This is a genomic window from Bordetella muralis, assembly GCF_965139205.1.
GTDB classification, from domain to species: domain Bacteria; phylum Pseudomonadota; class Gammaproteobacteria; order Burkholderiales; family Burkholderiaceae_B; genus Bordetella_A; species Bordetella_A muralis.
In genome coordinates this window covers 21,663-43,618 of record NZ_CBCSIU010000003.1, presented here as the reverse complement: position 1 = coordinate 43,618, position 21,956 = coordinate 21,663, and the positions used below count along the sequence as shown (strand labels likewise).

23 protein-coding genes are annotated in these 21,956 nt (G+C 58.7%); 15 read left to right on the top strand and 8 right to left on the bottom strand.

Annotated elements, in window-relative coordinates:
• Positions 1-50 precede the first annotated feature (50 nt).
• The 8 genes from ACNA0I_RS06835 to ACNA0I_RS06800 are packed head-to-tail and all read left to right on the top strand — an operon-like array spanning position 51 to position 7,806.
• Complete coding sequence (locus ACNA0I_RS06835) at positions 51-1,190, top strand: NAD(P)/FAD-dependent oxidoreductase (protein ID WP_415805326.1); 1,140 nt, start codon at positions 51-53, stop codon at positions 1,188-1,190.
• Positions 1,171-1,467: a (2Fe-2S)-binding protein gene (locus tag ACNA0I_RS06830; RefSeq protein WP_415805618.1), complete on the top strand. Its 297-nt coding sequence runs from the start codon at positions 1,171-1,173 to the stop codon at positions 1,465-1,467. The genes ACNA0I_RS06835 and ACNA0I_RS06830 overlap by 20 nt, the downstream gene beginning before the upstream one ends.
• Positions 1,464-2,864, top strand: coding sequence for an FAD-dependent oxidoreductase (locus ACNA0I_RS06825; RefSeq protein WP_415805325.1), 1,401 nt, complete (start codon positions 1,464-1,466; stop codon positions 2,862-2,864). The genes ACNA0I_RS06830 and ACNA0I_RS06825 overlap by 4 nt, the downstream gene beginning before the upstream one ends.
• Positions 2,861-4,000 (top strand): NAD(P)/FAD-dependent oxidoreductase, encoded by a 1,140-nt coding sequence (locus ACNA0I_RS06820; protein ID WP_415805324.1) that lies wholly within the window; start codon positions 2,861-2,863, stop codon positions 3,998-4,000. Before ACNA0I_RS06825 ends, ACNA0I_RS06820 begins: the two co-directional genes overlap by 4 nt.
• Positions 3,997-4,938 (top strand): ABC transporter permease, encoded by a 942-nt coding sequence (locus ACNA0I_RS06815; protein ID WP_415805323.1) that lies wholly within the window; start codon positions 3,997-3,999, stop codon positions 4,936-4,938. The genes ACNA0I_RS06820 and ACNA0I_RS06815 overlap by 4 nt, the downstream gene beginning before the upstream one ends.
• Positions 4,935-5,804: an ABC transporter permease gene (locus ACNA0I_RS06810; protein ID WP_415805322.1), complete on the top strand. Its 870-nt coding sequence runs from the start codon at positions 4,935-4,937 to the stop codon at positions 5,802-5,804. The genes ACNA0I_RS06815 and ACNA0I_RS06810 overlap by 4 nt, the downstream gene beginning before the upstream one ends.
• A complete protein-coding gene (locus ACNA0I_RS06805) occupies positions 5,804-6,799 on the top strand; it encodes an ABC transporter ATP-binding protein (protein ID WP_415805321.1) in 996 nt (331 codons plus the stop codon). Before ACNA0I_RS06810 ends, ACNA0I_RS06805 begins: the two co-directional genes overlap by 1 nt.
• Positions 6,796-7,806: an ABC transporter ATP-binding protein gene (locus ACNA0I_RS06800; RefSeq protein WP_415805320.1), complete on the top strand. Its 1,011-nt coding sequence runs from the start codon at positions 6,796-6,798 to the stop codon at positions 7,804-7,806. Before ACNA0I_RS06805 ends, ACNA0I_RS06800 begins: the two co-directional genes overlap by 4 nt.
• 63 nt (positions 7,807-7,869) lie before the next feature.
• On the opposite strand, the gene ACNA0I_RS06795 is transcribed toward ACNA0I_RS06800, so the two are convergent.
• The 5 genes from ACNA0I_RS06795 to ACNA0I_RS06775 form a co-directional block, all read right to left on the bottom strand.
• The gene (locus tag ACNA0I_RS06795; RefSeq protein WP_415805319.1) at positions 7,870-8,685 is read right to left on the bottom strand and encodes an aspartate dehydrogenase; all 816 of its coding nucleotides are present in this window, start codon (positions 8,683-8,685) and stop codon (positions 7,870-7,872) included.
• A gap of 98 nt (positions 8,686-8,783) precedes the next feature.
• The gene (locus ACNA0I_RS06790; RefSeq protein ID WP_415805318.1) at positions 8,784-9,353 is read right to left on the bottom strand and encodes a fumarate hydratase C-terminal domain-containing protein; all 570 of its coding nucleotides are present in this window, start codon (positions 9,351-9,353) and stop codon (positions 8,784-8,786) included.
• Positions 9,354-9,362: 9 nt separating this feature from the next.
• A complete protein-coding gene (locus ACNA0I_RS06785) occupies positions 9,363-10,205 on the bottom strand; it encodes a fumarate hydratase (protein WP_415805317.1) in 843 nt (280 codons plus the stop codon).
• A gap of 19 nt (positions 10,206-10,224) precedes the next feature.
• Entirely contained in the window at positions 10,225-11,391 is a 1,167-nt protein-coding gene (locus tag ACNA0I_RS06780; RefSeq protein WP_415805617.1) for an enolase C-terminal domain-like protein, read from the bottom strand.
• 73 nt (positions 11,392-11,464) lie between these two features.
• Entirely contained in the window at positions 11,465-12,427 is a 963-nt protein-coding gene (locus tag ACNA0I_RS06775; protein WP_415805316.1) for a Bug family tripartite tricarboxylate transporter substrate binding protein, read from the bottom strand.
• 217 nt (positions 12,428-12,644) lie between these two features.
• On the opposite strand from ACNA0I_RS06775, the gene ACNA0I_RS06770 reads away from it, so the two are divergent.
• The 3 genes from ACNA0I_RS06770 to ACNA0I_RS06760 all read left to right on the top strand — a co-directional run bounded on the left by ACNA0I_RS06770 (position 12,645) and on the right by ACNA0I_RS06760 (position 15,415).
• Positions 12,645-13,382: a GntR family transcriptional regulator gene (locus tag ACNA0I_RS06770; protein ID WP_415805315.1), complete on the top strand. Its 738-nt coding sequence runs from the start codon at positions 12,645-12,647 to the stop codon at positions 13,380-13,382.
• A gap of 203 nt (positions 13,383-13,585) precedes the next feature.
• The coding region (locus ACNA0I_RS06765) for an MBL fold metallo-hydrolase (protein ID WP_415805314.1) at positions 13,586-14,458 on the top strand (873 nt) is incomplete at its 5' end.
• Positions 14,459-14,524: 66 nt separating this feature from the next.
• Positions 14,525-15,415 carry an alpha/beta hydrolase gene (locus ACNA0I_RS06760; RefSeq protein WP_415805313.1) on the top strand — a complete coding sequence of 297 codons (891 nt, stop codon included), beginning with the start codon at positions 14,525-14,527 and terminating at the stop codon, positions 15,413-15,415.
• A gap of 23 nt (positions 15,416-15,438) precedes the next feature.
• On the opposite strand, the gene ACNA0I_RS06755 is transcribed toward ACNA0I_RS06760, so the two are convergent.
• The 3 genes from ACNA0I_RS06755 to ACNA0I_RS06745 all read right to left on the bottom strand — a co-directional run bounded on the left by ACNA0I_RS06755 (position 15,439) and on the right by ACNA0I_RS06745 (position 18,310).
• On the bottom strand, positions 15,439-16,737 hold the full coding sequence (locus ACNA0I_RS06755; RefSeq protein ID WP_415805312.1) for a TRAP transporter large permease: 1,299 nt from the start codon (positions 16,735-16,737) through the stop codon (positions 15,439-15,441).
• Positions 16,734-17,198 carry a TRAP transporter small permease gene (locus ACNA0I_RS06750; RefSeq protein ID WP_415805311.1) on the bottom strand — a complete coding sequence of 155 codons (465 nt, stop codon included), beginning with the start codon at positions 17,196-17,198 and terminating at the stop codon, positions 16,734-16,736. Before ACNA0I_RS06750 ends, ACNA0I_RS06755 begins: the two co-directional genes overlap by 4 nt.
• Before the next feature lie 95 nt (positions 17,199-17,293).
• Entirely contained in the window at positions 17,294-18,310 is a 1,017-nt protein-coding gene (locus ACNA0I_RS06745; RefSeq protein ID WP_415805310.1) for a TRAP transporter substrate-binding protein, read from the bottom strand.
• Positions 18,311-18,562: 252 nt separating this feature from the next.
• On the opposite strand from ACNA0I_RS06745, the gene ACNA0I_RS06740 reads away from it, so the two are divergent.
• Genes ACNA0I_RS06740 through ACNA0I_RS06725 form a run of 4 tightly spaced genes read left to right on the top strand, consistent with a single transcriptional unit; the run spans position 18,563 to position 21,954 of the window.
• Positions 18,563-19,630 (top strand): LacI family DNA-binding transcriptional regulator, encoded by a 1,068-nt coding sequence (locus tag ACNA0I_RS06740; protein ID WP_415805309.1) that lies wholly within the window; start codon positions 18,563-18,565, stop codon positions 19,628-19,630.
• A gap of 2 nt (positions 19,631-19,632) precedes the next feature.
• The gene (locus tag ACNA0I_RS06735; protein WP_415805308.1) at positions 19,633-20,646 is read left to right on the top strand and encodes a hydroxyacid dehydrogenase; all 1,014 of its coding nucleotides are present in this window, start codon (positions 19,633-19,635) and stop codon (positions 20,644-20,646) included.
• A 17-nt stretch (positions 20,647-20,663) separates the two neighbouring features.
• On the top strand, positions 20,664-21,494 hold the full coding sequence (locus ACNA0I_RS06730) for an amidohydrolase family protein (protein ID WP_415805307.1): 831 nt from the start codon (positions 20,664-20,666) through the stop codon (positions 21,492-21,494).
• 19 nt (positions 21,495-21,513) lie between these two features.
• Complete coding sequence (locus ACNA0I_RS06725) at positions 21,514-21,954, top strand: DUF6314 family protein (RefSeq protein ID WP_415805306.1); 441 nt, start codon at positions 21,514-21,516, stop codon at positions 21,952-21,954.
• Positions 21,955-21,956: the final 2 nt, after the last annotated feature.

The following is a 21,956-nucleotide window of genomic DNA, read 5'->3' as shown; positions in this document are numbered from 1 at the left end:
CTATCGTCGCGCGGATGCGCATCGTACTGTAAATACAGGGCTGAACTGCCATGGTTAAGGATTACGACTACATCGTTGCTGGGGCAGGGATGGTGGGTGCTGCGATTGCCGCAGGTCTGGCCGCGCAGGGGAAGCGGGTGCTGATGCTGGACGGCGCAGACACCGATTTGCGCGCCGCCAAAGCGAATTTCGGCCTGGTCTGGGTGCAGGGAAAAGGCTACGGTAATCCGCATTATCAGCGTTTATCCCGCTTGGCTGCTCAGCTATGGCCCGCGTTCGCGGAGGAACTGGAGCGCGAAACGGGCATAACGCTGGATTACGAACAACGAGGTGGCTTGCATTTTTGTCTGGGGCAGGCGCAATGGGATGAGCGTGCGCTGCGCATGAGGCAATGGCAGGCGCAAGCCGCCGAGACAGAACCCTGTATCGACATGCTGGATCGTGGCGGGCTCGAGCGCCTGTTTCCCGCAATTCGGTGGGGGGCTGAAGTCTCTGGCGCGAGTTTTGGCCAGATGGACGGACATGTGAATCCACTGTGTCTGCTGGCTGCGTTACAGGCAGCGTTCATCTCGCGTGGCGGGGAGTTGCACAGTCAGCAGCCTGTTCAGGACATTCAACCTCAGCAAGGTGGTGGGTTCCTGGTGCATGCAGGCAAAGAGGATCGCCGGGCCGTATATGGTGCCTCCAATGTCGTGCTGGCTGCCGGCCTAGGATCCGTGGCGTTGGGGCCGATGGTGGCACTGGATGTGCCGCTGCGCCCGCAGCGAGGGCAGTTGCTCGTGACCGAGCGGGTCGCACCGCTGTTGCCGGTACCAGCCAGTGGGCTGCGGCAGACCGGTGAAGGCACGGTAATGATAGGCGTGACCCAGGAAGAGGTCGGCTATGACCTGAGCACGACCACCGATGCTGCCGTGCGCATGAGCCGCAAGGCGCTGCACGTGCTGCCGGATCTGGCAGGTGCGAGATGGGTGCGTCACTGGTCGTGCCTGCGTGTGATGACTCCCGATGGTGTACCGGTCTATGCCGAGTCCACCCAGTATCCCGGCGCGTGGACCGCGCTTTGTCACTCTGGCGTCACGCTGGCGTCGTTCCACGCCGGGCCGTTTGCCCGTGCGTTGGCCGAAGGCGCGTTGCCGGATTCTTTGGAAATTTTTCACCATGAGCGCTTCGATGTTTCGCAAGCTGCATGAACCCGGCGCACAAGCGCTGACTTTGACGATAGACGGCGTGCCGGTCCGTGCCGAGTCCGGTGAAACGGTAGCGGCCGTATTGCTGCGCCAGCAAACGGCAGCATCGCGTACGACGCCGGTAAACGAAAGCCCGCGCGCGCCGTATTGCATGATGGGGGTGTGCTTCGATTGCCTCGCTATCGTGGATGGCGTCGCATCTACACAGACCTGTCTCGTGACAGTGCGTGAAGGTATGCGCGTCGAACGTCAATTCGGAAAACGGAGTGTCCTGCCATGACACGCGAAGTGAATGTGTTGATCGTGGGGGCGGGACCTGCCGGCATGAGCGCGGCGATACGTTTGCGGGCGGCGGGACTGTCGGTGCTGGTGGTGGACGAGCAGCCTGCGCCGGGAGGACAGATCTGGCGCGCGGTAGAAACCGTGGCCGCTACCTCGACAGGAACGTTGCTGGGCGACGAGTATCGCGCTGGGCAGCATCTGGCTGCCGCATTTCGTGCCTCGGGGGCGGATTATGAGCCTCAGACGCAGGTCTGGCAGATTGAGCCGGGTTGGCACGTGTATAAAAGCCGCGCAGGCCAGGCCGAAGTCATACGTGCCGATCAGGTTTTGCTAGCCACAGGGGCACAGGAACGGCCTGCGCCATTTCCGGGCTGGACCTTGCCCGGCGTGCTGACGGTTGGGGCTGCGCAGATTCTGCTGAAAACTTCGCAGCAGGTCCCTGCGGAACCTGTCTGGGTGGTCGGAAGCGGTCCTTTGCCGTTGTTGTACATGGCGCAGTTAGTGCGCGCAGGCGGCCGTGTTGCAGGGTGGCTGGATACTTCGCCTGCTGGTGGCTGGCGGCGTGCCATGCCTTATCTGGGGGACGTGTTGCAACGCTTTGGCGAAATCCGCAAGGGTTTAAGCTGGCTGCGTGAGTTGAAACAGGCCGGTGTCAAACGGATCCGAAACGTGCAGTCGTTGCGCGCGCTGGGCGACGGCAAGCTGGACACGCTCGAGTACACCGTGAACGATGGAGCTACGCGGCGAGTCCCTGCGAAGGTCGTCTTGATCCACGAGGGTGTCGTGCCGTCCATCCATATGACGCGTGCGCTCGACTGTGCGCATCATTGGAGTGATCAGCAGGCGTGCCTGGTGCCCGATGTGGACGAGTGGGGGCAAACCTCGCAGCGCGGTGTGTACGTCGCAGGTGATGGCGCCGGTATTGCGGGGGCTAACGCCGCCTGCACCCGCGGCGAGCTTGCTGCAATCGGGATGGCGTTGCAGGCAGGAAAGTTGAGTGCACAACAGGCTGCCGAGCAGGCGCTACCGTTGCGAAAACAATTGGCAGGCCAACAACGATTGCGTCCTATGCTGGACGCCATGTATCCGCCGCGAGCAAGCGTCTTTGCACCGAGCGACGATACGATTGTTTGCCGTTGCGAGGAACTGACGGCAGGGGACATCCGCCGCGCAGCAGCGTTGGGGCAGCCGGGGCCAAATCAAATCAAGTCATTTACGCGCGCCGGAATGGGGCCATGTCAGGGGCGGCAATGCGGCTACACCATCGCGCATATCCTGGCCGCCGAACAGCAGCGGCCAGTGGCGCAGGTGGGTTTCTATCGTATTCGTCCGCCACTGAAACCGCTGACACTGGGTGAACTCGCCAGTTTGGATCTGGATGGTGAAAAAGAATGACTCAGGCCTATGACGTTATTGTGATTGGAGGCGGCCTGCACGGGTTGTCCGCGGCGCTGCATCTGGCACGGCGTAGCGCGCGCGTATTGGTGGTGGAAAAACACTGGGTAGGCCGCCATGCCTCCGGCGCCACGGCAGCAGGCGTACGCACGCTGAACCGGGACCGCGGTGAGCTGGATTTGTCGTTGGAATCTCTGGATATGTGGCATGCGCTGGAATCCCTGGTAGGGGATGACTGTGGATTTCATGCCAATGGGCAAATCTGCGTGGCCGAAAATGCCGGTGCATTGAGCAAGCTGGAAGCTCGCGTAAATGGCTTGCGCGCAGATGGCTATACGCACGAGGAAATGATAGGTCCAGCCGAATTGCGTCGTTTATTGCCGGAGTTGTCGCATCATTGCCTCGGAGCGTCCTACACGCGGCGTGATGGCGCGGCAGATCCCCATCGCGCATTGCGCGCATTTCGACGCAGCGCAGTCGATGCAGGCGTGACATTGGTCGAGCACTGTGGTGTAAACGCGCTTAAAAAGACCGGCCAGGGTTGGCTCGTGTCGGCCGATGGCGGCCGCGAATGGAGCGCTGGTGCGATTGTGAACGCCGCCGGAGCATGGTCGGGACGGGTTGCAGCGATGGCGGGTGACGATATTCCGCTGGCTACCAAGTCATCGATGATGATGGTCAGCGAACGACTGCGGCCGTTCATCAAACCGGTAGTGGCCATCATGGGCCGCTCGTTATCGTTCAAACAATCCGATCAAGGGACCTTGGTGATAGGCGGCGGCTTGCAAGGCATCCCCGACCTGGACCGCGAAACGTCCACGGCGCGTATGCAGGTGCTCGCCAAGGGAGCACGTTCGGCCACTGATCTCTTTCCCTCCGTGAGGGATATCCGGATCGTTCGAGTGTGGGCAGGATTGGAGGCCAAGACGGATGACATGCTGCCCGTGGTGGGGCCCTCGCCCAATGCTCCCGGGGTGTTCCATGCTTTCGGATTCTCTGGCCACGGTTTCGAGCTGGTGCCTGTCGTCGGCGCGACGTTGGCCGATCTGATACTGACTGGGAAGACGTCTCGTCCCATTCAAGCCCTGGATGCGCGCCGTTTGATGCCGGCCTTCGCCAAGGAGAAGAGCTCATGATGCGCTATGCAGCCAAGCGATTGTTGCTGGCTATTCCCACGCTGCTGGCGATGTTGACGGCGGTGTTCATTCTGGTGCGTCTCGTGCCCGGTGATCCTGCGGCGGTAATGCTGGGCGATCAGGCCAGCGCCGAGGCACTCCAAGCGCTGCGTGCGCGTTTGGGTCTGGATTTACCAACGCATATTCAGTATCTGAATTTCCTGAAAGACATGTTGTCGGGCAATTTTGGCGTGTCGATGGCCAGCGGCAGGACAGTCTTGCAGGAGGTATCCCTGGTGTTGCCGTGGACGATCCAGCTCACGCTGGCCTCGATTCTGATTGGGGTGGTATTTGGACTGCCGCTAGGTATCTGGGCGGCACTGCGGCGCAATGCCTGGCCAGATTATCTGGGGCGGTTGTTGTCGTTGACCGGCCTGTCCTTTCCGGCGTTTGTATCCGCCATTCTGATGTTGTTGGTGTTTGCGATCCAGTTGCGCTGGTTCCCGGTCATCGGCAGCTCGGTAGCCGGGGATTGGAAAACACAACTGCACAACTTGGTATTACCCGCATTCAACCTCGGTCTGATCATGACGGCGTATGTCATGCGCGTGACACGCTCATCCATGCTGGGAGTGCTGGGGGAAGACTACGTACGCACAGCCAAGGCGAAGGGCGTGAGGCCCATGCGATTGATTTTGCGGCATGGCCTGCGCAATGCATTGATTCCCATCGTGACGGTCGTGGGGTTGTATTTCGGCACATTGATCGGCAACTCCGTATTGACGGAAATCGTGTTCAATCGCCCTGGCTTGGGAAAACTGATCCTGGGAGCGTTGAACGCGCGTGATTACACACTCCTGCAGGGGCTGATGGTGGTGTTCGCATCGTGCGTGATTGTGGTGAATCTATTGACTGACCTGGTGTATGGGTTGGTGGACCCGAGGGTGAAATACAAATGAGCGCTATCGCCGCACCTGTCGCCGCAAGGCCCAACGCCTTGTGGCAAGCCCTATGCAAGAACCGGCTTTCCTGGCTGGGAATAGGGCTGTTGTTAGTGATCGTGCTGGCCGCCGTGTTCGCACCATGGCTGGCGCCGCACGATCCGCTGTCGCAAAACATCGCTTATCGCCTGGAGCCTCCGTCCGCCGAGTTCTGGCTGGGCACCGATAGCTATGGCCGTGATGTGTTGTCGCGCTTGATTTATGGTGCTCGCGTTTCCCTGCTGGTAGGGTTCGTAGCGATTTTGATCGCCATGTGTATCGGATCAGCGCTGGGAATTCTGGCAGGCTATGTCGGTGGCGTGGTCGACCAACTCATCATGGGGTTGGTGGATGTGCTGCTGTCATTTCCGACGTTGCTGTTGGGCCTGATGGTGGCGGCCATGCTGGGCGCGAGCCTGGAAAACCTGATCATCGCGATTGCGATCACCGAGATTGCGCCGTTTGTGCGGGTAGCTCGCGCGCCCACGATTGCTTTAAAGCAACGTGATTTTGTCGAGGCCGGCCGCGCATTGGGCTATGGCCCATTGCGCTTGATGGGTGTGCATATCCTGCCCAACATGATTTCGGATGTGGTGGTGTTGGGTTCGTTGTGGATGGCTTCCGCGATTCGCACTGAGGCGTCGCTGAGCTTTATCGGCCTGGGTGTGCCACCGCCTGCGGCGACCTGGGGCAGCATGATTCGCGAGGGTTTCGAAAACATCCTGGACGCCTGGTGGCTGACCGTATTTCCCAGTATTGCGATTCTGCTGACGGTATTGGCATTGAATCTGTTGGGCGATGCATTGCGCGACGCCATTGATCCCAAACTGAGATCGGAGCGGTAATGAGCACACAAGATGCTGTCCTGGAGCTGCGCAACTTGCGTACCGAGTTCCGTGTAGGGGGCGCCTGGCATGCCGCTGTGCGGGATGTGTCTCTGGCGGTACGGAAAAACGAAACGCTGGCTGTGGTGGGGGAGTCTGGTAGCGGAAAAAGCGTGACCGCGTTATCCGTGCTGCGCCTGTTGCCAGAGGCAGGGTCGCGCCATGGCGGCGGCCAGATACTGCTAGAGGGCCGTGACCTCGCGTCGATACCGGAAAAACAGATGGCGGCGCTGCGTGGCGATGCGATCGCCATGATCTTCCAAGAGCCGATGACCTCGCTGAACCCGACGATGACGGTGGGTGACCAGATTGCCGAAGCGATTCGCCAGCATCGCCATTTGTCATGGCGCGAGGCCCGCGCGCTGGCGCTAGAGGCCTTGGAAGAGGTCAAAATACCCGCCGCAGCGAGCCGGTTTGGCGACTATCCCCATCAGTTCTCGGGCGGCATGCGTCAACGTGTGATGATTGCCATGGCGCTGGCCTGTAAGCCCAAGGTGCTGCTGGCTGATGAGCCAACGACAGCGTTGGACGTCACCATACAGGCGCAGATTTTGAGTCTGTTGTCGGAGTTGAAAGAAGCGCACGGCATGGCCGTTGTCTTTATCACGCACAACCTGGGCGTGGTGGCCCAGATCGCGGATCGCGTCGCCGTGATGTATGCCGGCGAGGTAGTGGAAACCGCGGATGTGAATACCTTGTTTGCGCGGCCGACGCATCCGTATACCGAGGCCTTGTTGCGGGCGATGCCTCGTGTGGACCTGGATACCGCGGTACTGGAGCCCATCCCGGGCAGCGTGCCGGCAATCACTGCCATGCCGCGGGGTTGTGCCTATGCGTCTCGTTGTCCGCTGCGAGAGGCACGGTGTGAGGCGCAAGCGCCCACGCTGGAGCCTATCGGCCAGGATCATCAGGTCCGTTGTGTCGTGCGCGTCGAATCGAACAAGAGGCCTATATGACTGACATTCTGCAAGTCCGTAACCTGGTCAAGCGTTTTGAGAGCGGCGGCGGCTTTCTCGGCGGGAAAAAGACCGTCGTGCGTGCGGTGAACGATGTGTCGTTCAGTGTGGCGCGGGGGCAGTCGCTGGGCCTGGTCGGAGAATCTGGCTGCGGAAAATCGACGGTGGCTCGCACCCTGTTGCGTCTGATCGAGCCCGACGAGGGCAGCATCGTATTCGATGGACAAGACCTGAGGCAGGCCAGCGCATCGCAGATGCGGGCATTGCGTCAACGTATTCAAATCGTGTTCCAGGATCCCTACGCCTCGTTGAATCCGCGACGTACCGTGCGTCAGACCTTGTCAGAGCCATTGATCGTGCATAGTCTGGGTTCCGCCCGCGAGATCGAGGCAAAGGTCCAAAGCACGATTCAAGAGGTGGGTTTGCCCCTGAGCGCCTTGGACCGCTATCCGCACGAGTTTTCGGGTGGCCAGCGTCAACGTATCGGTATCGCGCGGGCACTGGTGCTGGATCCGGAACTGATCGTGGCGGATGAGCCTGTATCGGCGTTGGATGTCTCGGTGCAGGCGCAGATTCTGCAATTGCTGGATCGCTTAAAGCGCGAGCGTGGATTGTCTTTCGTGTTCGTGTCCCATGATCTGGGCGTAATACGGCATTTTTGCGATACGGTCTGCGTGATGTATCTGGGCCGGATTATCGAGCAGGGGCCGACGCAGCAGGTGTTGGATGCGCCGTTGCATCCCTATAGCCGTATTCTGCGCGACTCATCGCCGGTACCGGACCCCGGCGCACGCATTGCGTTGTCTCGGATCGTAGGGGAAATTCCCGCGCCGACGAATCTGCCATCGGGGTGCACATTTCATCCTCGATGCTCGCGGGCGCAGGATGACTGCCATCGGCAGATTCCGCTGCTGACCTGTGAAACAAGCAAGGATAGATCGGTTGCCTGCTTCTATCCTTTGGCTGCAGAAGGCGCGGCGCGGGTCCCGGAAGTCATCATGCAATGATGGTGCGATAGCATGATGATTTCCAGTATTCGCCCAGGGTCGCTGGGTGAGTATGCGGGCACGTCAGGTGCCGATACGTAATGGCGCTACGAGCTTGCGCAGCGCTGCTATGGCGGACAATGCCGTAATCCGGCCGGTCTTGGGATTCTCGCTGGGCACGTTCTGGATTTCCATGCTCAGCTTGGCGTCATCCGAGTCCACTTCGATACGGTGGATATTGCGGGATATCGTCGGATCGGCCCAGATCTCGAGGATTGTGCGGTCTGGCCCTACGCCAGCGAGCGACAGGGACACGGCGACGTTCAGGTTGGCGGGAAATCCGGTCGCGGCTTCGCGTGCCGTGCCGGTGTAAATGCGCGTGGGCTCCTTGATCGCGTCCAGATCGATATTGTTTTGAACGACATACGGCGCCCCGGAGAACCCGATCGGCGGCTTGCGGCTGACCATTCGCACTTCGTTGATCTTGCCTTCGGCCGCCGCGGTCACGGCGTCCAGGCCGAGCAGTGCCCCGGTGGCTACGATAATCTGCCCGCCGTGTTCGCGCGCGACCTCGATAAGCTGCTCGTTCAACAGCAGTGCCCCGGAACTCAGTACCAGCAGCTTTTTCCCTGCCTTGAGTACCGGCTCGGCGATGCGAGGCAACAACGCAGCCGGCGCGCACTCGACCACCACGTCGCAATGCTCCACCAGATGATCTATGTCGGTGTAAACAGGGGGTGTGGCAAAGGTGTATGCGCTGCGTGCTTTGTCGACATCACGAACACCAAGGGCGCTCAGTTGCAGGCCGGGGATGCCGGCATCGATTTTTTTCGCGATCGATTTGCCTATCGATCCAAAACCGGCGATGCCAACACGCAGGGTAGGGGGTACAGTGCTCATCAGTATTCCTTGTTGCTCGATGTGGGCAAGTATAGGCTGGACTGCGATCTTTGATTGTCAGCCCGGCCTTTGGCAGGGAGCACCGCAGGAGGCCGTCTCTACGTCGCCGCGTTCAGCTGGGACCGGTATTTTTGGACTTCTTCTTCGTAAAGGTCCCGGCCGTGTGCGTCGTTCGTGACCAAGAGCGGAAAGTTCTCGATTTCCAGTCGTTGGATGGCTTCCGTTTTCAAATCTTCGTAGGCGACGACGGTCGCGCTTTTGATGCACGCAAACAGCGTGGCCGATATTCCCCCGATAGCCGAAAAACCTACGGCGCAATTATCCTGACAGGATTGCCGTATGTCGGTACCCCGATTGCCTTTTCCGATCGCCGCTTTGACGCCGTAATCGAAGAGCACCGTGGCATAAGGGTCCATACGGTAAGCGGACGTAGGTGCTACCACACCAATGACATGGCCCGGCTTTGTCGGGCCTGGGCCACCATAGAACACCGTTTGCCCGCGCAGATCCACAGGCAAGGGCTTACTCTCGCGCAGCAGATCGATCAGGCGTTTGTGTGCCGCATCGCGTGCCATGTAGATGACGCCGCTGAGCAGCACTTCATCGCCGACGGTCAACTGCTTGATGGCATCATCCGTCAACGGCGTGGTCAATCGATATGTGGTCATGCTTTTCCCCTAGATGACAGCGGTTTTGCGGCGCGATGCATGGCACTGAATGTTGACCGCGACGGGCAGTGCCGTGATATGGCAGGCATACGTTTCTACTGCCACCCACAAAGCGGTGCTGGACCCTCCGTAGCCTTGTGGCCCTATGCCCGTTTTATTGATGTCTTCCAGGAGTTCGCGTTCCAGTTGAGCGATGTGGGCGTCGGGATGATGCTCGCCAATGTCGCGCAGAATGGCTTTTTTTGCGATCTCGGTGACTTTGTCGAAGCTGCCTCCGAGGCCGACCCCGACGGTTAGCGGCGGACAGGCGCTGCCTCCGGCTGCGTTGATCGCATCCAGAACAAAACGTTTTACCCCGGCAGCGCCTTCTCCTGGCAAGAGGAACTTCATCGTGCTCCAGTTCTCGCTTCCGCCGCCTTTGGGCAGGACGGTGATGCGGACTTGGGATCCCGGCACGATTTCCGTATGGATCACGGCAGGCGTATTGTCATTGGTGTTCACCCGCAGCAAGGGGTCTCCCACCACCGATTTGCGCATATAGCCCTTGGCGTAACCCTGGCGAACGCCCTCGTGTACGGCCTCTTGATAAGGGGCGCCAGTCAGGTACACCTCTTGGCCAATTTCCACGTACACAATCGTCAAGCCCGTATCGTGGCAATAGGGGACCTGGTTATCGCGCGCAATTTTGTCGTTTTCGATGAGCTTGAGCAGCACCGATTTCCCCAGAGGCGAGATTTCGTTCTGTGCTGCGCGGTGAAAGCCTTGCACAACATCGTCAGGTAGATTATGTGTGGCATCAACACACAAGTCGGCTATGCATTGCGTGATCAGATCAGTGTCTAGTTGTCGCATGGGCGGTCTCTATGAATGGTCAGGCGAGCAGCCGCTGGAACGCTTGCAGCAGCGCGTTTTTGTACTCAAATCCAAATCCAGGATGGTCGGGAACACGAACGAATCCGTCGGTAAAACGGCTGTCGTCGCAAAAACCGCCCAGGGGTTGGAAAATGCCCGGGTAGGCCTCCGAGCCACCCAAGCCAAAGCCGGATACGGCATGCAGGCCCAGCAATTGGCCACTGTGCGGGTAGCATTGGCGCCGGTTAAATCCACGGCCCTCCAACACGCCAAGCATGCGGTGGTATTCGGTCATGCCGTAGCTCAAGCCTGGATCCATCTGGAAAACATCTATGCCAGGCCGGCACCCGCCAAACAACGCCAGATTCTTGACGTCTTGGTGTGAGAACAGGTTTTCGCCTGTCGCCAGCGCGCCGCTGTAGGCTTCGGACAGGGCTGCATTGAGTTCCAGATCCAAGGGGTCCCCCGCCTCTTCGAACCACATCAGTCCATAGGGTTCGAGGGCGCGTCCATATTCGAGCGCTGTTTGCAGGTCGAATCGTCCGTTGGCGTCGACGGCGAGATTGGACGCTGCGCCCGCCACAGTGAGCGCGGCGTCAATGCGTTGGAGGTCGGATGCCAGATCGGCACCGCCGATTTTTATTTTGTACCGAGTGAAGCCCATTTGCTGATAGTGCTTCAGCTCGTCGATGAGCTTTGTGGTGGCTTCGCCGTCATAGTAGTAGCCGCCTGCCGCGTAGACCGCTACCTGGTCGTCACGTCCGGGCCTGCCGAACTGACGGGCGATGGTGGCGCTGACTGGTTCGTCATTCAGTTTCGCGTTCAGATCCCAGATGGCCATTTCCAGGGCGCTGGCGGCCATGGCTCTATCACCATGTCCACCGGGTTTTTCGTTTTTTAACGAGCAGGCCAGCACTTTTTCGGGGCTGATGCGCGATCCGCATTCGGTCAGCAGATCATCCGGAGCGGCCTGCAACAGCCGAGGGGCCATGCGTGTATTGATGATGTCGCTTTGCGCGTAACGGCCGATCGAGTTGAACGACAGTCCGATCAGCGGTTTGCCGTTGAGCGTCTTGTCTGTGACGACGGCGAGCAAAGAGACGGTATGTTGCGAGAAGTTCACGTACGCGTTGGAAATATTGCTGCGTAGCGCGATGGGAGCTTCGATGATGCGCGTGATTTTCAATGCAGACTCCATGGGGAATCAGGAGCGCGGCGACAGCCGCGCGTAATGTCGAGCCGGTATGGTCGAGGCGGCGTCAGTCAATCTTGGCGTCCGCGTCGTCCACGATTTTTTTGTATTTGCCGACTTCGGACGTCAGGTACGCGGCAAATTCGGGTGCCGATTTCCGCTTGGCCGGTGTGAGTGCCAAGGTCTGGAATCTGGCTTGAACCTCGGGGGTCTGCAGAATCTGATTGACCGTGGTGTTCAACTGATCCACGATCGGCTTGGGCGTGCCCTTGGGCGCCATCAAGCCAAAAAAAGCCAGGGTGCTGACCGTTGGATATCCTTGTTCGTTCAAGGTCGGAACGTCCGGCAAAAAGGCGCTGCGCTCGGTGTCCACGACTGCCAGGGCCCTCAGTTTGTTTGCCTTGATCTGGGGCAGGATGGCGGGCAGAGAGTCGGACGTCACCGGGATCAGGCCGCTGATGACCTGGGTTTGCGCCTCTGCGCTGCCCTTGAACGGGATGTGCGTCATTTTGAGGCCGGTCTCCTTGTTGAAGACTTCCATCGTCAGGTGTTGGGTGGAGCCATTGCCGGCAGAGGCGAACGACAGGTCTTCTTTCTTGGCCCGGGTGATCAGGTCTTTGATCGACTTGATGCCCGAGGCTGCATAAGTGGCCAGGATCTGCGGCGTGGCAGCGATGTCTGCGACCGCCTCGAAATCCTGCAGGGGCTGATAGGCCAGCTTGGAATACAGCGACGGCGCAATGGCAAATGGGCCGGTACTGGTCAAGAGCAAGGTGTAGCCGTCAGGGTTGGCGCGGGCGGCATAGCCGGTGCCTAGCGTTCCCCCGGCGCCCGGGCGGTTCTCGACGATAAAGGGTTGACCCAGTTTCTTGGCCAATTGCTCGCCAATCGTCCTGGCGATGATGTCGCCAGTCTGCCCGCCGGGGAACGGGACGACGATGGTGACGGGCTTGTCCGGGTAGGCCGCCAGGGCAGGGCTGGCATGCAGGGCACAGGCGCTCAGCGCGGCCGACAGGATTTTCTTGAACACGATGTCTCCTCGATTTAGGATTATTAGTAGGTACTAATTAATAGTACGTACTAATTGTAGGCAAAATTTTTTGGAATGGTCAACGCTTGCGGGACGGGCCTCGTTGCCAGGGGAAGGGCATAGGACTGGATCTGTACAATGGGCTGCCCCTGGATCGGTCCTGTGCGCCGGCCTGTCCGACCCTGTTGCAACACGCCGCACCTATTCTCAGAACACTATGGAAGTCCGCTACACCGAGCTTGCAAACCTGCTGGTAAAGCAGATTACCGACGGTAAATACGTGGTGGGTGACCGCCTGCCCAGTGAAGTCGAGTTGGGTGAGCAATTTCAGGTCAGCCGCACGACCGTGCGGTCGGCGTTGAACATTGTCGAGGGGTTGGGCCTGATCTCTCGCAAACGGCGCGCGGGCACGGTGGTGCAGTCCACCGAGACCAGCAACAGCTATACCAAATCCCTGCATAGCATCGAGGATCTGGTGAACTATGCCAGCTACACGGAGCGGCATATCCTGGGTATTGCCGACATTGTTGCCGATGAGAACCTGGCGGCTGCTTTGGAGTGCAAACCGGGTCAGCATTGGTTAAAAGTGCAGATGCTGCGTTCAGAAAAGAACGAGCCCAAGGTACCAATTTGCTGGACCGATGCGTATCTGGATCCCAAAGAGGGCCACGATATCGTGCACTTGATCCAGGACGGAACGGGCTTGATTTGCAACCTGATCGAAAAGCATTCCGGCCGTGCTGTCCAGGATCTGAAGCAGCAGATCGGCGCGACTTCCATTTCAGAGGAAATGGCGCCGCATTTGCAGGCAGAGGCGCATACTCCGGGGTTGGAAATTACGCGTCAATATCTGGACCAGGCCAAGCAAAAATTCTTGATTACGGTCAGTACATATCCTGCGGATAAATTCAAATTCACGTTCTGGATGCATAGAACGGTGGCAACGGAGTTGTAGATCGATAGAATTATGTAATACCCACAACGGAGGCGAGGATGAGGCTTTTCAGAAGATGGATGAACGGCAATAACGATAGCCTGGAGGTATCGCCCAGCCGGCGCTACTTTCTCGCTGCGGGGTGCGTCTGCTGCGCAGCCTATGCATTGAAGATCACTCCCGCTCAGGCTGAGTCCGCAGAGGTCCAACGCCATCTGGCCGCNGCGCGCGCTGCGGCCGGCGACGATCTGAAGCAGTATCTGAAACTGGCGGAAGTCGCGCAACCTGTCTCTGGAAAGAAGTCTCCCTCGATAGAGGAACTGATGGCGCTGCCTGCGCCGCCGCCAGGCAAGGCGTTCGACAATCTCTATTTCGTGGGCGGCAAATGGGTCAGTGCCTGGGCCATCCCGACGTCAGAGGGCATTATCCTGATCGACGCCATGAACAACGCCGATGACGCTGAACATGTGATCGATGCAGGCATGCGCAAGCTGGGGCTGGACCCCGCGCAAATCAAAATGGTCGTGATCACGCACGGCCACGGCGATCATTACGGCGGCGCAGATTATTTTGCGCAGAAATATCAATCCAAGATCGTCGCCAGCAAGGCCGATTGGGACATGATGGAAACCAAGCTGGAGTTCGATATACCCAGCTGGGGCAAGCCTCCGAAACGTGAGGTCGCAGTGGACGATGGTGCGAAGCTGACCTTGGGTGATACCACCGTGGACGTGGTGCTGACGCCGGGACATACGATGGGCACCATTTCGCTGGCATTCGATGTCAAGGACAACGGCAAGACGCACCGTGCTTTATTGTGGGGCGGCACGTCGTTCAATTTTGGCAAGCAGCCCAACCGCATGGAGCGTTTGCAGGCTTATCTCGATGCGACGGCTCGTGTGCGTGAGCTGGCCGGCAAGGAGAACATCGACGTCTTCATCTCGAACCATGCGGGTTTTGATTTGGCGGACGTCAAGTTGGCGCAGATGAAATCGGGCGGTCCGAATCCATTTGTGATGGGGGTGGATACGACGCAACGCGCATTAACCGTGATGCGCGAGTGCGCGCTGGCAACGCAGGTAGTCTGGACTGCGTAGGATGGGGGTGCGACTGATGCACTGCATATCACTGCGACTCCGTATTCCCACCGGGATGGAGCGTCGATGAGCAGCAAGCTTTATCGCGATTTCGATCAGGCTGAACTGGACGTGCAGTACAACGCCCGCAATACGGTGCCGCTGGCGTTGTTCCAGTCTCTCATGCAGCAGTACGCCGACCAGAGCCGGGCGGCACGGGCGACGTTGCCTTGTTCCTTGGACGTCTCGTTCGGAGACCATCCGGACGAGACCATGGACATATTCCCGCCGGCTGACGGCTCGATTATGGGTCCGGCACCGGTCTTTGTGTACATACACGGCGGCTACTGGCGAGCCTTGTCCAAGAATGAGTCCAGCAGCATGGCGCCCGCCTATACCAAAGCGGGGGCGGTCTATGTGGCGCTGAATTATTCATTGGCTCCTGGTGCAAGCCTTGACCTCATCGTGGACCAATGCCGGCGCGCCATGGCCTGGGTGTATCGCAACATCGAAGAATTCGGCGGTGATCCTGAGCGCATCTATATCGGCGGCAGTTCGGCTGGCGGACATCTATGCGGGATGGTGCTGGCCAGTGGCTGGCAGGCTGACGTGGGCGTGCCAGATGATCTGACCAAAGGGGCGCTCTTGTTGTCCGGGCTATACGACCTGACGCCGATTCCGCATACGCACATTAACGAGTGGATGCATCTATCCGCAGCCGACGCGGCGCGCAACAGTCCGGCTCAGTATGAGCCTGCATATGGCTGCCCTGTCATTGTTTCCTATGGGGATAACGAGACGGAGGAGTTCAAGCGTCAGAGTATGGACTATCTGGCCCAATGGCGTGCATTGGGGTACCCAGGGGAATACCTGCGTGTCCCTGGTTTGAACCATTTTGATCTTGTGCTTGAGTGCGGGATAGCCGATAGCCCGTTGGCCAAAGGTATGTTCAGCATGATGGGGCTGACTCGAGCTTGAGTCAGCCCGGCGTCGGTGGGGGTTTAACCCCCGTCGATGACCTTGTTGGGCAGCCACGTGACGATTTCTGGGAATAGCATGATCGATATCATGACCAGGACCACGACAGCGAGGAATGGCCAGATAGCCTGAACGCCCTGCGCGAATGGGATCTTGGCGATACTGGTGGTGATGAACAGCAAGATCGCGACAGGCGGCGTCAGGCCGCCGATCTGCGTGATCATGACCATGATGATTCCCAACTGCAGCGGATCGATGTGAAAGGCGCTGCCTACATAGACAATCGTGGGCACCATGACAACGACGACCGCCAGACCATCGAGGATCATCGTCAAGACCAGCATGATGACCACGAGCAGGGCAAGCATCAACAGCGAGCTGTCGGTCACTCCCTTTAATGCAGCCAGGACAGTATCGTTGAAATCCAGATAGTTCAACAGCCAACCGAGCACGCCTGCCATGCCGAGTACGCCGCCCACCATGGCTGTCGTGACGGCGGCATCAACGAGAACGCCGGGGAGATCCTTCCATTGCAGTTTTCGGTACCAGACCTTGCTCACGATCAGGCTGTATACACATGCCACGACGCCAGCCTCAGTGGCGGTGAATATGCCGCTGAGAATGCCGCCCATGATCACGACGGGTGCCATCAGGGCTGGCCAGACGCGCAGGGTCTCCCGGTAAATCTGCTTCAGCGATGAGCGCGGTTGCGTGGCGCGCAGTGCGGCATTCGAGGGCAGGTACGACAGGGCATAAATCACCGCCATCAGCAGCGCGGCGATCATCAGGCCTGGAATCACACCTGCCATGAACAAGCCGCCGATAGATACCCCCGTGATCGAACCATAGACAATCATGGTCATGCTAGGGGGAATAATGGGGCCGATGGTCGCTGCTGCAGCGACGATTGCCGCGGCCAGGCCGGGTTTGTAGCCTCGTTCCTTCATGGCGGGGATCGTCACCGAACCTACCGCTGCCGCCTCTGCTGTGGAGGATCCGGAAATGTTGGCCATCGCCGTGCACGACAGAACCGCCGTATGTCCCAGGCTGCCGCGGATGTGCCCGACCAGCGCTTGCGAGAACTCAATGAGTCCTCCGCTCAGGCCGCCGCGCGTCATGATGGCGCCCGCCAGGATAAAGTAGGGCAGCGCCAGCAGACTGAACGAGTCCAGCATGGCGAACGCCTTTTGCGGTACCAGGGCCGGCACGAGTCCGGGTATCACCATGGCGCCGGCCAGACTGACCGACGCAATGGACAGCAGGATGGGGATGCCGAAGAACACCAGCACCAACATGGCTGCAAAGATGATGATCAATGTCATGATGGGCGTCCCTCTGCTTTGATGCGAACGGCCATGTTTGTTAGCACACACAGAACGAGATACGCGCCGCCAATGACCATCCCCGCGTACACCAGCGACATGCTGACGCCCAGGCCCGGGCTGAGTTGATATTTCGTGACTTGCATCAATCGCCAGGTGTATGTGACCAATGACACGCCTAGTCCGATCCACAATAGATCGATGATCCATTGCATGAAGCGTTGCATGGGGGCGGGGAATCGTTCAAAGAAGGTATCGACCCGCAGGTGCGCTGCGCGGTTATAGGCGACAGGAATGGCTAAAAAGACCAGCCATACGAACGCGAATTTCTGAAACTCCTCGCTCCAGCTGAGCGAGATATTCAGGACAAAGCGGTTAAAGACCTGCAGTGTGCCAACGATGACGATGGCCGTGAATAGCAGGGTGATCAGGGCCTCGACAAACTTGTTGATGTAGCGCATCGGCTTTCCGGAGTGACAGAACGGAGTCGGACAGGTGCCTGTGAATACGCGCGGGAATAGCGGACCGTCTATGCCCGCGCGAACCGTAGCAAGCGTTACTGAGCGGCGCGAATTTCGGCGAGCAGCTCGGTGCCGCCTATATCTGCAGCGATCTTGTCTTGCAGTGCCGTGGCTTTCTCACGGAATGCCGTGGTGTCCACGGTGGTGATGGTGACGCCCTTGCTGCGCAGGAAGTCCAACGCTTCTTTCTCCCGGATGGGGGCGAGCGAACGGTTGATATCGCTGGCCAGTTTGGCGCCCTCCATCACGACTTTCTTCTGGGCATCGGTCAGCTGATTCCATTCGTTCATGGAGCAGGCGAACACAGCCGGGCCCAGGAAATGGTTGGTGATGGCGATATTTTTGGCGACTTCGTAGAGCTTGTTGGTGACTACGACTGCAGAGCCGTGTTCGAAGCCGTCGAGTACGCCGGTTTGCATGGCGGTGTAGACCTCGCCAAATGACATGGGAGTGGCATTCGCGCCCATGGCATTGATCGTTTCGACATACACAGGGCTCTGGATGGTGCGTATTTTCAGGCCCTTGAGGTCTTCGGGCTTGTTGATGGTCTTCTTCGCGGTGACCACATTGCGGGACCCCCAGTTTGTGGTCCAGGCCAGCACCTTGAATCCGGACTTTTCGAGATCGGCTGCAATTTCGTCGCCGACTTTGCCATCGAGCGCGCGATTCATGTGATCGTAGTCTTTCCAGAGAAATGGCAGATCGATCACGCCTACGCGTTTGGAGAAGTTATTAAGGATGGCTGTACCTGCGACGGCGCAGGACGCGCCGGCACCCAGTTGCATCGCCTCGAAAACCGCACGCTCGTCGCCCAGCGCGCTGGTGGGGTAGATGCGGGCGGACAAGGTGTCGGAATGGTCTGCCAGGTAGCTCTGGAATACCCACGCGACCAAGTGATGCTCGGACGTGACATCGCCGTGGGCGGAGTGGGAGATTTTCCACTCTTTCTTGGCCTGGGCATGTGCGGCCGGCGCAACAGCCACGATCATTGTGGAAAGCAGGGCGGCGAACAGAGGTTTTGCTCGGAAACGCAGCGACGTGGGGCTCTTCATGGTGCCTCCTCCTGTGGTTGATTCGATCTTGTTAAAAATTAGGTATATCGATTTAGTAGATCGTTTTACTAATAACATATCACGGCCGGATTTTTATCGACAGTCATCACATATTAGGCTTTACCCTTATATCTAAAATTCCCCGCAGTATCTCTAATGAATGCCTAAATAGAACTATGTGCGGCGTGCGTGATATAGTGAATAAAACGATTTACTATAACGATTTACTTGATCAGCAAAGCGAGGAGCCTGATGGCAACGATTCAGGATGTCGCCCGGTTAGCCAACGTCTCGGTCAGCTCGGTGTCCAATGTGCTCAATGGCCGCGCCGAACGGATGAGGCAGGACACATTTGCCCGTATTGAACAGGCGATCGAAAAGCTGGGATATCGTCCGAATCAAATCGCCCGGCATCTGAAGACCGGGCATATTCCCATTCTGGGTTTGCTCGTTCCTACGACGTCCAATCCGTCGTTCGGTCAATTGGCGGTCGCCATCGAACAAGTGGCGCAGGCCAAGCACAACTACCGCGTGTTGGTGTGCAACACCTATCGTGACAAGCAGCTCGAGTCCAAGATGTTGGACGACCTCATTGGACTGGGGATCCGTGCCGTCATTGTTATTTCTTCACTGAATGATGAGCGGCATATTGAGGCTGCGATCGACAAGGGGCTGGCTGTCGTCAGCTACGACTTGGGCATAGATCCGTCAAAACCGGCCAAGCATGATCATGTATTACCCGACAATCGCCTGGCAGGCCGGCTGGCCGCGAATCATTTGATCGCGCACGGCCACAAACGCATCGCTTTCGTTAAGCCCAAAGGGGCGACGATCAGCCGCAGAGAAAAAATCGAAGGCTTCTTGGGCGCTGTGGGCGAGGCCGGCCCAGAATATTCTGCCCAGGTTATCGATATCGATGGCGGTTCGAGATTCGGGGATAACGAGCTGGGACAGCTGGGCTTTGAGGCTGCACAGCAAATCGCCGCAATGACGCCGCGGCCGACCGGTATCGTGGCAGTCAATGACATGACCGCGATTGGCGTGATGGCGGGGCTGCGTCATTGCGGCCTGTCCATTCCCGAGGATGTGTCGGTAGTGGGGATGGACAATGTGACAGTCTCGGAATACGTGTGGCCCCCGCTGACCACCGTTGCAACGCCAGTCCAGGAGGTCGCGGAAACCATGGTCGAGCAAGCCATCGCGCGTGTAAATGAGCCCGGGACACCTCCGCGAGAATTCAGTTTTCCTCCGCGTCTGGTCGAGCGCCAATCCGTGTCTGAGCCCGGAAAGCCTTTTCAACCCAACATTTCATCCGATTGATCATGACTCGGATTTTTCTCACGCATAACCGCGCCGCGCTGCGCCATTACTACGGCGATCGCGCCTTTCAATTGCTGACGGCCTTGGGCGATGTGAGGTTTCACGACAGCGATACCGAGACGACTAGAGACGATGTTGCCCGGCAGGCCCGCGATTGCGATATTTTGGTGAGCTTTCGCGTACCGGCGATCGATGCCGAGTTGATGCAGGCGTTGCCCAACCTGGCCGCAGTGTGCCGGGTCGCCGTGGACATCCGGAATATCGATCTCGACTGCGCGAACCGCCTCGGTATTCTGGTGACTCGTGCCACGCCGGGTTTTGGTCCGTCAGTGGCTGAATGGATCATTGGCGTCATGATCAGCATGGCGCGCCATATCGACGCCGCGGCGACGGCGTACCGCGCTGGCCGTGAGCCTGTGCCGTTGATGGGACGCGAGCTGCGCGGCGCGACGCTAGGTATCATCGGCTACGGGACGATCGGCCAGTATTTGGCCAGGCTGGCCAGCGGCTTCGGCATGAATGTTCTCGTTAATGATCCGTACGCCGTTGTTGATTCCGAGTCCGGCGTGCAGCCACGTTCGCTCGAGGATCTGCTGGCGCAGGCGGATTTTGTCGCGTGCCTGGCGCCTGCAACAGCGGAAACGGCCAATCTAATTAATCTATCCCGCTTTCAACTGATGCGACGCTCTGCCTACTTTATCAACGCGTCGCGAGCGGAATTGGTCAATGAGCATGACGTGCTGCAGGCTTTGGATGAGGGCCTGATCGCAGGGTGTGCCCTGGACGTGGGGTCCTCCAAAGATCAAATGCCTCCTCTAAGGTTAGCCTCGCATCCCAAGGTCCTCGCCACACCGCATGTGGGGGGACTGACGCCGCAAGCATCGGAACACCAGGCAATGGATTCGGTGCGGCAAGTGCAGGCATTGATTGCTGGTCGGCTTCCCGAGCCCAGCGTCAACGCGGCTCATGCCAGCCGAGCCCGTGACCGTTTTGGCCTGGCGTTGCCGCAGGCTTGATCACACAGGAGGCTGCCATGATCCACACGCGTTGGCCGGTGCCTGTCGAAGGTTGTGATTGTCACCAGCATATCTATGACTTGGATGCCTATCCCTTGCCGCAGCAGTCTCCGGTTTCCCCTCCCCGGGCCAGTTGGGCCGATTATCTGGTTTTGCGGGAAAAACTCGGTATCGGTCGCTGCGTGATTGTGCAGGCCATGGGCTACGGGTTTGACAACCGCTGCACGCTCGACGCGCTGAAGGCCGCTGCAGGATCGGCGCGCGCCATCATTTCCATGCCTGCAGACGTGACTGACGAGGCGCTCGCACTGTTGGCGCAAGCCGGCGTGGTGGGCGTGCGTTTCCAGATGGTGCCCAACAGCGGCAACATCATGACGTGGGACGACTTGTCGCCGATCGCGCAACGCATTGCCCCGTTGGGATGGAATATCAATCTGCAACTGGATGGCCGCACGCTTCCTGATTACGAGGCCTTGATCGCCAGACAGCCTTGCCGCATCGTGATCGATCATGTCGGAAAATTCCTGGAACCTGTGACTCCTCAGGACCCCGCCTTTGCTGCATTGAGACGGCTGCTGGATACTGGCAATGTCTGGGTCAAACTCTCTGCCATGTACGAGACATCGCGTACGGGGGCGCCGGAGTATCGTGACGTAGGCTTGTTGGCGGAAACGCTGGTCCGCCATTATCCAGAGCGTTGTCTATGGGCGAGCAACTGGCCCCATCCCGGCCAGCTTCAACGTCCAGATGACCGGTCTTTGCTGGCCTTGCTGGATAGCTGGTGCCCGTCGCAAGCCGTGAGAGACCAGATTCTCGTCCATAATCCGGCTAATCTATACGGGTTTTGATAGTCGGCAGACGGGCGTTATGGATGTTTCCCTGTTATTGGATCAATTCGAAGGGCACTGGCAACTCAGTCGCAGTATCGAGCAAGAGCGCGCAACGATGCGAGGCAGCGCGACGTTTTCCCGCGTAGAGAATCACGTCCTGCTCTATCATGAAGAAGGGGTGTTGACGCTGCATAACGGTCAAGCCGTCCGGTGTACGCGGCGCTACAAGTTTCTCGCGCAAGACGAGTCTCTGGTGATTCTGTTCAATGATGGGCCTGACGATGGAAAGACCTTTGTCGAGTTGGCTTTCAGCGGCGGGGCTACGGGGGTATTGACTGCCGTGGACAAGCATTATTGCGGTGCAGATATCTATTCGGTGGTGTATCGCTTGAGTCTGCCGGATTCATACGAGACGGATATACGTGTTTCCGGGCCGAATAAGGATTATCGGGCAGTGACTCGATATACCAGGGACTGAAC

Bases quoted from the DNA above. Each gene is read 5' to 3' on its own strand.
- ACNA0I_RS06830 (WP_415805618.1), top strand. From the start codon at position 1,171: ATGTTTCGCAAGCTGCATGAACCCGGCGCACAAGCGCTGACTTTGACG.
- ACNA0I_RS06730 (WP_415805307.1), top strand. From the start codon at position 20,664: ATGATCCACACGCGTTGGCCGGTGCCTGTCGAAGGTTGTGATTGTCAC.
- ACNA0I_RS06785 (WP_415805317.1), bottom strand. From the start codon at position 10,205: ATGCGACAACTAGACACTGATCTGATCACGCAATGCATAGCCGACTTG.
- ACNA0I_RS06815 (WP_415805323.1), top strand. From the start codon at position 3,997: ATGATGCGCTATGCAGCCAAGCGATTGTTGCTGGCTATTCCCACGCTG.
- ACNA0I_RS06800 (WP_415805320.1), top strand. From the start codon at position 6,796: ATGACTGACATTCTGCAAGTCCGTAACCTGGTCAAGCGTTTTGAGAGC.
- ACNA0I_RS06770 (WP_415805315.1), top strand. From the start codon at position 12,645: ATGGAAGTCCGCTACACCGAGCTTGCAAACCTGCTGGTAAAGCAGATT.
- ACNA0I_RS06755 (WP_415805312.1), bottom strand. From the start codon at position 16,737: ATGACATTGATCATCATCTTTGCAGCCATGTTGGTGCTGGTGTTCTTC.
- ACNA0I_RS06805 (WP_415805321.1), top strand. From the start codon at position 5,804: ATGAGCACACAAGATGCTGTCCTGGAGCTGCGCAACTTGCGTACCGAG.
- ACNA0I_RS06795 (WP_415805319.1), bottom strand. From the start codon at position 8,685: ATGAGCACTGTACCCCCTACCCTGCGTGTTGGCATCGCCGGTTTTGGA.
- ACNA0I_RS06740 (WP_415805309.1), top strand. From the start codon at position 18,563: ATGGCAACGATTCAGGATGTCGCCCGGTTAGCCAACGTCTCGGTCAGC.
- ACNA0I_RS06735 (WP_415805308.1), top strand. From the start codon at position 19,633: ATGACTCGGATTTTTCTCACGCATAACCGCGCCGCGCTGCGCCATTAC.
- ACNA0I_RS06725 (WP_415805306.1), top strand. From the start codon at position 21,514: ATGGATGTTTCCCTGTTATTGGATCAATTCGAAGGGCACTGGCAACTC.
- ACNA0I_RS06750 (WP_415805311.1), bottom strand. From the start codon at position 17,198: ATGCGCTACATCAACAAGTTTGTCGAGGCCCTGATCACCCTGCTATTC.
- ACNA0I_RS06790 (WP_415805318.1), bottom strand. From the start codon at position 9,353: ATGACCACATATCGATTGACCACGCCGTTGACGGATGATGCCATCAAG.
- ACNA0I_RS06810 (WP_415805322.1), top strand. From the start codon at position 4,935: ATGAGCGCTATCGCCGCACCTGTCGCCGCAAGGCCCAACGCCTTGTGG.
- ACNA0I_RS06760 (WP_415805313.1), top strand. From the start codon at position 14,525: ATGAGCAGCAAGCTTTATCGCGATTTCGATCAGGCTGAACTGGACGTG.
- ACNA0I_RS06820 (WP_415805324.1), top strand. From the start codon at position 2,861: ATGACTCAGGCCTATGACGTTATTGTGATTGGAGGCGGCCTGCACGGG.
- ACNA0I_RS06745 (WP_415805310.1), bottom strand. From the start codon at position 18,310: ATGAAGAGCCCCACGTCGCTGCGTTTCCGAGCAAAACCTCTGTTCGCC.
- ACNA0I_RS06825 (WP_415805325.1), top strand. From the start codon at position 1,464: ATGACACGCGAAGTGAATGTGTTGATCGTGGGGGCGGGACCTGCCGGC.
- ACNA0I_RS06835 (WP_415805326.1), top strand. From the start codon at position 51: ATGGTTAAGGATTACGACTACATCGTTGCTGGGGCAGGGATGGTGGGT.